Here is a 10,254-nt window from a genome sequence, read left to right on the forward strand (position 1 = left end):
GCGAACCAGCGGTGACAGGGTCAGTACATCAACGTCGGCAAGCAGCTCAATTTTGGGAAGCATTGCGTAATCCTGGCAGAACCAACTGGAGTGTCGATCCGATCCAGATCATTCCCCAGGAGCGCGAAGATTGAAAGCCTGAAAGCTAAAGCCGGACGGCGCCCTTCACCCGCCCCCTCCCTCCCCTTGCAACCCGGCCCAGCCGGTCCGGTCGGGGCTTGCGCTGGAGCTGGAGTGTCGCATTTCCAAATGGCTGAAGACGCCCAAAGTGACATCTTTACTTTGCGCAACGGCGGACATTCCAACCTTGCTGCCACATTCATTTGTAGCCGGGTGGGTTCAAGGATGAAGTGCGACTTGCGAGAGATAACAATGGCTTATCGCTCGCAAGGAATGTCTCATGAAACGCACCTACTCCCAGATTGATATGAATGAACGCCGCAAGATCGCCCGCTGGCGGATGCCGGCATCGGTATCGAACTGATAGCCGCCAGGCTCGGCCGCCACCGCTCGACGATTTTCCGTGAACTCAAGCGCAATGCCTTCGCGGATCCGCAGATGCCGGACCTCAACGGCTATTATTGCGTCACCGCCAACGACATGGCGCTTGAGCGTCGGCGCAAATTGCGCGAGCTGCACCGGATCGAGGTTTTGACGGAAGTTGTTGAGCGACGGCGAACGATGGCGTCGGCGGCGGTCGTGTTACCGCTTTACCCGCACCATAGCATCCGGAGTCCCGGTATATTCACTTGGACCCGGCGCGAGAAAGGACTGGCTCAATTCAGGCTCTTACAGCAGCTGCATTGCCAGGTTCGGTCACCGCTCCGGCCCGTCTCGCTGCTTCGTTGTCGTTGGTGGGGGCTTTGTCCTTTCCGCAAGCTGCCGCGCAAGCGCCTGCTTGTAGAGATCGTGAGCGAATGCCGGAGAAGGCATTGATTGAACGAACGCTTCAACCTTTTTGGCAAGCTCACGGTCTGCAGGATTGGCGCTTGCGGCCAGTTCGCGTGCCGCGGCTGAATACACATGCTTTATTCCTGCGTGCCGCGCCCTGGCTGCGCCCTCCCATGGTCGTTTGCGTCCGTCTGTCCCGCCGGAACGCCGCAGATCGTTGTAGGCATCACGGATCGCTGCACTCTCGCTGCGGGGCATGAGCCCCCGCTCGCGCATCTGGCGCACATGCGACCGCTCGGACTTCATGGTATGGCCGCGCACATAACGCGGCGTTGCCTCTGCCTCGATGCCGCGATGGCGCAGTGCGCCGGCAAACTGCTCCCGATAGCGCTGAAGTACCGGCTTGCCCGGATTGAAGGTTTTGCCGTTGTGCTGGCGGCCGCGCACGGTGACATGCGCGTGCGGGTGCTCGGTGTCGTCGTGAAACGCTACCATCACATCGACACGGGGAAGCAGTTCCGCGTCCACGAAATCGCGCACCGCGTTGCGGAAGGCATCGCGATCAACCCCGGGCGGCATCGACAGCACCATGTTCACCGAAAGCGGCGCCTTGCGAAACTGGTACTGCCCGGCATAGATGATTTCATCGTCTGACCAGTCGGCATGCATATCAGCAACGGCGTCCTTGCCTTTCATGTTGCCGTAATCCGTCTCTGCCCCCACTTCACCGTTGCGAGTGATATAATCCATATGCGCTTTCAGATGCCCGCTCTCGCGTGTGCGTCCGGTAATCTTGATCATGACTTCCGGGGCCTTGTCGGCGATGCGCGCCAGCCTTGCCTTGTCCGCCGCCGAATTGCGCGGCCGGGGCGTCGTCCGTCCTTTGGTCAGCGCGTCGCGATAGACGCTGATTTTTGCTGGCGGCGTCCATGCCGCCGACACGCCCACTTGCTGGTAAAAATCCTCGTAAAGCAAGCGGACCTTCGGGTCATTCGCCATCGGCGTGCCCCTCCCAGACGCGGACGTTGCCACGCGCCAGCACATGAAGCGTGGTCAACGTCCGTTCGGCTTTCTCTCGGGTAGTTTCCAGCACTCTGTTGTCAACGGTGAAAGGCGCATTTTCCAGGCGGGCTTCATTGGCGGCGCGGACAAGCTGATTGAGATTAACGCCGATCCTACGCACCTGATTGGTGAGGGCACGCAAGGCATGCACCTCTGAAGCGTTGTATTGTGTGCCAGCACCAAGCCGAACACGAACCACCGAGCGAAGCCATTGCGACGGCTTCATACCACGAGCTGCCGCCGCCTTCCTCACCTCCGCGACCTCGTTGGCCGAAAGCCGCACCGACAGATGCACGGCCCGCCCCGCTGGCTCGGGGAGCGTCGGCGTTTGCTGTGGCGATGGTCCGTCAACGGCCAGACTCACGAGGTGACGCAGCAAGGCCGACTTGCCGCCATGTGCACGAGCCAGCTCTGAAAAGCGTTCGGCGAGGTCGTCATCGATGTTTGTGCTCAGATGCTTCATGTCCCTCGTTGTCGGCCATGTTGGCAAAATTCAGTCGCATTCGCTATCCCGCACTAGAAACGTAATAGCAAAAAAATCCGTGTGTACAAACAGTTTACCCACCTGGGGTTGTTTCGCTTCGTTCGGTAGTTGAACCTTTAAGGGAATGGCTCCGCCCTCCCCCACCGCTCCACCCGAATGCCCTCCGCGGCACCTAAATACTTGGGAACCAAGTCGACGAGCTCATGAGAGCTCATCGCAATTTCGGAAGCTTCAGTCTCTGAATTGCCGCCACGTCGCTGGCGATCTTCCAGCGATTTTCTTGAAGGTACGGCTGAAAGCAGCTTCTGAAGCGTAGCCTACTGCGGCAGCGACTTCAGCGATCGTTGATGTGCTGTCGGAAAGCAGCCTCGCGGCGATCTGCATTCGCCATCGGAGCAAATAATGCATGGGCGGGTACCCAACCAGCTTCATGAAACGATCCGCCAAGACTGATCTCGATATACCTGCTTCTCGGCCAAGTTTGTCTAGCGTCCAGCCGTAAGCCGGACGTTGGTGCAGCAAAGCAAGCACTCGACCAACTCTCTGGTCATGCAATCCTGAAAGCCATCCCGATTGATTGAGCGGACTGGTTTCGAGATAACGACGAACTACCTCAACGAACATCAGTTCACAAAGCCCCAGACGAACGCACTCACCGCCGGCGCGCTGCTTCTCTGCCTCAGCGAGGGTGAGACCAATTAGTCGATCGAGCAATCATTGGCTGGACTGAGGGCGCCATGTATATGCAGCAGTTTCGGCAGTGTGCAAATCAGTGGGTTGAATGGACGTGTATCACATCCAAGGAACCCACAAACGAATCGAGCGCGCTCGGGGCCACCGCCCCCTTCTTGTACTACGAATGGCAGCTTGCCCGCAGCCATGTCCCGAAAGAAATTTAATGTTTCGGCTTCATCCAGCTCAGGTGCCTGATCTCGGGTACTCACGATTGCATAGGGATCGGAATGAGGAAAAACGAGAACATCTCCCGCAGCGAATTGCCCGCAGGCGCTTCCCCGCACACTAGCCCAGCCCGAACCTTCCAGTACGATATGATAGGAAAGGATATGTGTGCGTCCGGAAGAATGATCCGCGCGAATTTGTTTGCCCCTGGAACGCAGACACCCCAAGGCGATGAAGCATCCACCAAAAAAAACAGGGCGCCCGTGAACTTCACCTCGCGCAACAAAGCGGACAATGGATCGCGCGTCGTCAGTGTGCCGGCCATGGGGCATAGATTTGGCGACGTCGCAAGTTTATCGGTCCGGGGCCGAATGGCGGACGATAGAGCAAGTGTTTCGGACATACGGTTATGGGAACCGGTCATGCTCGAGATTACACTTTTCCTGACATGACATCCACCGCGCGCAAGTGTCGGCGCGGCGAAGAAGAGGTCTCATCGTGCAAACTTCGAATGATATCCGGACGCCGGCCGAAATCTATGACGAACTTTTTGTTCCGGCATTGTTTCAACAATGGGCGGCCGTTGTCTTGGACGCGGCAAAGATAAACCCAAGCAGCAAGGTGCTTGATGTCGCCTGCGGGACAGGCGTGCTGGCGCTTGCCGCTGCCGGCAGGGTTGGCACAGGGGGAAAGGTCTCCGCACTTGATGCGAGCCCCGAAATGTTGGGCGTAGCACGGCGCAAGAGTGTAAGAATCGAATGGCATGAGGGAGTTGCAGAGTCCCTCCCTTTCGAGGATAACACCTTCGATGCCGTTGTTAGTCAGTTTGGCATCATGTTCTTCCGTGACCGCATCGCCGCCCTGAAGGAGATGATGCGTGTCCTTAGACGAGGCGGTAGTCTCGCCGTTGCCGTTTGCGATTCACTAGACCATTCGCCCGGCTATTCCACATTCGCCAAACTGCTCGAGCGCCTCTTTGGAACACCGGTGGCAGACGCATTTCGTGCTCCCTTCGTACTGGGTAACCCCGAGACGTTGCTGTCACTTTGTAATGATGCGGGCATAGAGAATGCGCAGGTCCGCCAACACAGCGGACAAGTTCGTTTTGCGTCGATCGCGTCGCTGGTATCGACCGAGAGGGCGTGCGCGTGGACCCTAGGCGGTATGCTTGACGACCAACAATTTGAAGAACTCTCGCGAGAAGCTGAACTGGCACTCCAACCATTCGCGGGCGAGAACGGTGACATCGCCTTCGAAATGCCGGCCTTAATCATTACGGCGCATAGGCCGTGAAGATGAAGTGTTGCTTTTCTCCTCGATCGAATTGGCTCCTTTTTCGGACAGCGGCGATCATTCAAAGCCGCTTTGGCATTCGGTTAAAGAAATGCGATCGCACGGCATCACCCGATTGAGGCGAATTTGCCATACCCATCATCCTTCAGATTTGGTGATAAGTAACTATCCAACGATGCATCACAGCGCGGTTTTTGATAGTCGCGATAATAATGGAAGGATTATCAGGCTAAGGGTGGATAATCACGGAGGATCGTCGGTTTCCTCCTCTTCTAGTCAAGACCTATATCACTGCTGATCTTTGGTGAACGTGCTCGCACTGCCCTCTATGTCTTCTTTTTTGCGCAGGACACTTCGCCCGAACGGTGACAGGTTGTCGGTGGAATGGTGTACGATTGAAGTCACCAAGACTTCGATGACGAAATAGGATTTTAATTCTCGCGCTCCTGTCGCGGTAAGTTCTTTTGAAGGCAGTATTTTTACGAATCTGTGTGCTAATTTAGTTCGGTAGCTAAACGACGGACATTAGGAGTGTTACGTGATGCCATCGGACGGCGCGGGCAATCTGGTTCACCTGCCCGATCGCGGGCTGCGTCCAGACGTGGTCGCGGGCCTTACGGCGGCGGCCGTTGTCTTGCCCAAAGCCATGGCCTATGCGACCGTCGCTGGCCTGCCAGTCAGCGTAGGGCTCTACACTGCCTTTGTTCCGATGATCGTCTATGCCCTCCTCGGCACGTCACGGGTCCTGAGCACCAGTTCAACGACGACCCTGGCGATACTCACTGCCGCAGAGCTGGGCATGGTCGTGCCGGACGGAGATCCAGGCAAGCTGATCACAGCAACTGCGACCCTCACTGCCCTGACCGGGATCCTGCTTCTTCTCGCTTCAGTCCTTCGTCTCGGGTTCGTTGCAAACCTGATTTCGGCGCCAGTGCTGATCGGCTTCAAGGCTGGCATCGGTCTTGTGATCGTGCTTGATCAGGTGCCGAAGCTCTTTGGCGTCCACATCACGAAGGAGGGCTTCCTCCGTGATGTACTTAGCCTCGTCCAGCATCTTCCCGAGACCTCCCTCCTCACGCTGGCGCTTGGGGGTGCGGCCCTGGTCCTGCTCCTGATAACCGAGCGCGTCTGGCCGCACTCGCCAGCGCCATTGGCGGTGATCGGCGCGGGCATCGCCGCGTCCTGGTTGGGCGATCTCAGTGGGGCCGGTGTGGCAACGGTCGGGGTTATTCCACAAGCGCTGCCTTCAATAACGCTGCCAACCCCGGAACTTGCGATGCGGCTGCTCCCCGGGGCGATCGGCATAGCGCTCATGAGCTTTACCGAGACAATCGCCGCCGGCCGGGCCTTTGCAACCCCGTCGGAGCCGCCGCTCAGGCCGAACCGGGAACTTCTCGCCATTGGTGCAGCCAACCTGTCTGGGGCCTTCTTCGGAGCCATGCCCGCCGGCGGGGGGACATCGCAGACGGCGGTGGTGCGCGCCGTCGGAGGACGGACGCAGAAGGCATCTCTCGTTACGGCCGGGGTTTCGGTGGCAACCATGCTGGCTCTGGCGCCGCTGTTGGGGCTTCTGCCGCAGGCTGTGCTTGCGGCCATCGTGATCGTCTATTCAATCGGTCTTATCCAGCCGCTCGAATTCGCATCGATCCGCAAGGTCCGGACAATGGAGTTCAGGTGGGCGCTCGCTGCCTTCCTCGGCGTGCTGGTGTTCGGCACGCTGCAGGGCATTGTCGTCGCGATCGCCTTGTCGCTGCTTGGCCTCTCCAGTCAGGCGGCGCGTCCACGCATCCACGTGATCGGCCGCAAACGCGGGGCGGACCTACTGCGCCCGATATCGCCAGAGCATCCGAATGACGAGACCTTCGAGGGTCTGCTGATCGTGCGTCCGGAAGGAAGGCTCTTCTTCGCTAACGCCCAGCAGGTGGGCGACCGGGTTCGGGAACTCGTTGCCAATAACAAGCCAGGCGTCCTTATGCTCGACCTCAGCCGGGTCTTCGATATCGAGTATTCGGCGCTGCAAATGCTCATCGATGGCGAAGGTCGATTTGCGAAAGAGGGAGTCGAGATGTGGCTCGCCGGTCTCAATCCGGACGTCCTTGACTACATCCGCAGATCCAGCTTCGCCGACCGCGTTGGTGAGGATCGCATGTTTCCCAGCGCCGAAACTGGCCTCCGACGATATCTCGAAACCACAGTGCCCCCAGTGACGATGGTTGCGAAAGGACCTTTTGAAACCAAAGAATGACTGGGCAAAACTCGCCCGTCGCGCCGCCGCGCATGACAAACGCGATGTTGCTTCATGAGCGGAGAATATCGCGCTCGACCTGACTCCATCGATCGAGCCGAGCTTACGTTTGTCGCTACTTTGTCAGAAGCAGAGTTGATCATCCGCAACCCTCCTCGAACGTCTCAATACTACTATGCGTATGTCTCACCGCACCTTCCGCCGGCGCAGCGGTAGCAACGCGCTTCCAATCGCTGTATGGTCTCATCCTATTCTAGCAAGGTGGATGACGCTTGCGGTCTGGAAGGCAATGAGATGAGTCACGCGGCCAGCCGGTTGATTGTCTTGAAGACATCTCAAAGACTCGCCATTGCGCGTCCGATTGCTGTGGAACTCCACCAATGAACGCCGCTATCAATACGTTCGTCCTGGTACTGGCATCGATTTTTCCAGTGGTCAATCCGCCCGGTTCCGCACTTGTCTTCCTCGGGTTAACCAGCGGCGCCACGCCTGAGCTGCGGGCTATCCTTGCGCGGCGCATCGCGTTGAATTCGTTCGTCTTGCTGGTGTGCTCGTTCCTACTCGGCGCGCTTATTTTGCAATTTTACGGCATCTCAATTCCCATCCTTCGCATCGCCGGCGGGTTCATTGTCGCTGTCTCGGGCTGGAAACTCCTCAATGAAGGCAGCCGGAAAGAACTGGAAACGCCGGCGGGCGGTGTTCCGCATAAATTACTCGACCAGGCCTTCTATCCTCTCACTCTCCCCCTGACGACGGGGCCAGGTTCGATGGCCGTGGTTATCAGCATCGGACTTTCAGAGGCAACGATTACGAGAGCTGCGGACAGGATCATATTCGTTGTGGCAAGTGTCGTCGCCATTGCTGTTCTGGCGCTGACGATCCTGCTTTGCTTCGCCTACGCGGATCGTATCCAAAAAGTTCTCGGTCCCGGCGGTACCGATATCGCCGTGAGGCTGTCCGCGTTCATACTTTTCTGCCTCGGCTTGCAGATTCTCTGGTCGGGCGGAAACGAACTGTTGAGTTCCGTCATTTCCGCGGGTTTTGCGCCGCGACCCTAAACCCTCGGCAAGCGGAACTTACCCCGCGATCACGCCGACAATGACGGTTCCCCAGGTCGTGAGCAGGATATGCCCGATGGGAACTGCCGGCGTATAGCCGAGGACGGCAACGGGACTTCCAGAGCGGTCCTGAACGGCCGCCATGCCCGCAGTCATTGTCTGGGCCCCTGCCAGGCCCCCGAGAAGCAGTATAGGGTTCATGTGCAGCAGGTAGCGTCCGAGATAAAGCCCTACAATGAGGGGCATAAGGGTTACAATCATACCGCCGAACAGGAGCCCGACACCAGCTTCGGCAATGGCAGAGAAAAAGACGGGCCCGGCATGCAGGCCGGTCATCGCAACGAAGGCGGCAAGACCGAGTGCGGTCATCAGCGAGACGGCTCCATCTGGTATGCGGCCGAAGAGCGGAAAGCGCGTGCGCATATGCCCGACGATCAGCCCCGCAAGCAAAGTTCCGACGCTCGTGCTCAAAGAGATTCGCATATCTCCGATTGGAATCGTGACGAGCACGCCGATGAGCCCGCCAAAGAAGATAGCGAGGCCGAGAACGAAGAAGTCCGTCGCGGTTGTCGGAGCGATAATGACACCTATACGCTTGGCTGCACGCGCGACGACGCCTTCTGGTCCCACCAGGCGGAGAATGTCGCCACGCTGCACCGCGATGCCGGGTGCAAGCGGAAGCTCTTGGGTCCCGCGCGTAATTGCTCGCAGATAGAGGCTACGGGCCCAGTCCTCCTTGGCCGTATCCGCAATATTCCGGCCGTCGAGGTCCCGGCTTGTTACAAGCACGTCTGCCACTGACACTGGAATATCGAGAAGCTCGCGATCCTCTACCTCGGCGGCGCGCTGACCGAGCACCTCCACCAGACTTTCTCGCCGGCCAGACACTGCGACGACGTCTCCTGGGGCCAACACGAACTCCGGGGTTGCTTCGATGACCGTGTCCCCCCGTCGCACGCGCTGGATGAACAGGCGGTGCTCAGGAAGTTTTGCCTCGGCCGCCGCGATGGACAAACCCACGGCCGGCGAACCTTCCGCAATCCGGTAGGAGCGCAGCTCGAACCTGTGCCAGGCTGAGGTGACCCCCGCCGTCGTCCGCTTGATGCCCAACTCCTGCTCGAGCTTGAGCGCCTCGGCCGCCAAGTCGATGCCAAGCAATCTCGGTCCCACCACACTGCAGAACACAATGACGCCAACAGCGCCAAAGACGTAACAGACCGCATCGGCCACCGCGACGTGCGCCACGAGCCGCGCACGCTCATCCTCCATCAGAGGAAGCGCATTAATGGCCTCCGTCGCCGTACCCATGGCTGGACTCTCTGTGAGCGCGCCCGAAACAAGGCCTGCAGCAAAGCCTGGATCGAGCCCCAGAACCCTGGCGATGACGATCGCAGTGAGCAAACCGGTGACGCACACGATGACGGCTAGCAACACGGGCTTCAACCCGTCTCGCTTGAGGGCCTGCAGGAATTGCGGCCCGACCGAATAGCCGATGCCAAACAGGAAGAGGAGGAAAAGGAACGACTTAGCCATACCGGCAATCGGCACGTGGGCGAATTGACCGATTACAATGCCGGCAAAGAGAGAGCCGGTAACAGGTCCAAGGCTGAAGCCTCTGACCTTCACGTCCCCGATCAGATAACCAATACTGATCGCAAGGAATACGGCGAGCTCAGGATACTTGACCAGGAATTGCTCGAACCAAATCATAACCAAACCCTCCCCCCGCGAGGATCTTCGCGTGCTAAAACACGATCAGCTCGGTGCCACACGGCGCGCCCCAGCGCCGTCGTTCAACGTTTAGCCTTTGCCGCAATCGCATCAGGCAGCAGCAGCTTGAGGCCTTTCGCTTTTTCGTATCCGTGGATTTCCTTGACATCGAGCTTGCGCATAAAGTCGATCGTCTCCTGGGTCAGCACCTGACCCGGCACCATGATCGGGAATCCCGGCGGATAGGGTATGACGAAGTTGGCCGAGACCATCTCCGGTCCGTCGCGCAGCCGGCGGTCGCACTCTGCGCCAAACAGCGGAACATATTCGCATATCGTGGGGTCGTAAGCGCCAAAAAATGCCGTGCGGATATCGCCCTCCGGCGTCGTTCGGCCGGCGTCGCCACGAAAGACTTCGTGGAAATGACTGAAATTGGGAAGGTCCGGCACGTCGGTCATCAGAGCTTTCACCCGGGCTTCGAATACAGTGCGCTCGGGTTCGCCGCCATCCGAAAGGCGCTTCTCGATAGCGTGGCAGATTTCCACCAGAACGCGGACAAGGTGGGCCACATCGCTGCGCGTATTGTTTATGTTGGACTGCAACAGGACGCT

6 protein-coding genes and 2 pseudogenes are annotated in these 10,254 nt (G+C 58.7%); 4 read left to right on the top strand and 4 right to left on the bottom strand.

Annotation, left to right across the window (positions count from 1 at the left end; translation table 11 throughout):
* Positions 1–400: 400 nt before the first annotated feature.
* Positions 401–672: pseudogene (locus AAAB35_RS05970) on the top strand (helix-turn-helix domain-containing protein); the annotation flags it as partial.
* Positions 673–816: 144 nt separating this feature from the next.
* Here AAAB35_RS05970 and AAAB35_RS05975 read toward each other — a convergent pair.
* Together AAAB35_RS05975 and mobC are read right to left on the bottom strand one after the other, a co-directional pair.
* Complete coding sequence (locus tag AAAB35_RS05975) at positions 817–1,890, bottom strand: relaxase/mobilization nuclease domain-containing protein (RefSeq protein WP_340667296.1); 1,074 nt, start codon at positions 1,888–1,890, stop codon at positions 817–819.
* Positions 1,880–2,416, bottom strand: coding sequence for a plasmid mobilization relaxosome protein MobC (mobC, locus tag AAAB35_RS05980; protein ID WP_340667297.1), 537 nt, complete (start codon positions 2,414–2,416; stop codon positions 1,880–1,882). Before mobC ends, AAAB35_RS05975 begins: the two co-directional genes overlap by 11 nt.
* Before the next feature lie 1,419 nt (positions 2,417–3,835).
* Between mobC and AAAB35_RS05985 the strand changes: the two genes are divergently transcribed.
* The 3 genes from AAAB35_RS05985 (at position 3,836) to AAAB35_RS05995 (ending at position 7,933) form a co-directional block, all read left to right on the top strand.
* On the top strand, positions 3,836–4,630 hold the full coding sequence (locus tag AAAB35_RS05985) for a class I SAM-dependent methyltransferase (RefSeq protein ID WP_340667301.1): 795 nt from the start codon (positions 3,836–3,838) through the stop codon (positions 4,628–4,630).
* 541 nt (positions 4,631–5,171) lie between these two features.
* Entirely contained in the window at positions 5,172–6,875 is a 1,704-nt protein-coding gene (locus AAAB35_RS05990; RefSeq protein ID WP_340667298.1) for a SulP family inorganic anion transporter, read from the top strand.
* 380 nt (positions 6,876–7,255) lie between these two features.
* Positions 7,256–7,933 (top strand): MarC family protein, encoded by a 678-nt coding sequence (locus AAAB35_RS05995; protein ID WP_340667299.1) that lies wholly within the window; start codon positions 7,256–7,258, stop codon positions 7,931–7,933.
* A gap of 18 nt (positions 7,934–7,951) precedes the next feature.
* Here the strand turns inward: AAAB35_RS05995 and aspT are convergent, their stop codons facing one another.
* Positions 7,952–9,643, bottom strand: coding sequence for an aspartate-alanine antiporter (gene aspT, locus AAAB35_RS06000; protein WP_340667300.1), 1,692 nt, complete (start codon positions 9,641–9,643; stop codon positions 7,952–7,954).
* Positions 9,644–9,726: 83 nt separating this feature from the next.
* Positions 9,727–10,254, bottom strand: a pseudogene (locus tag AAAB35_RS06005) (decarboxylase); the annotation flags it as partial.

Origin of the sequence: Phyllobacterium sp., from assembly GCF_037994425.1 — a bacterium.
Taxonomy (GTDB): Bacteria; Pseudomonadota; Alphaproteobacteria; order Rhizobiales; family Rhizobiaceae; genus Phyllobacterium.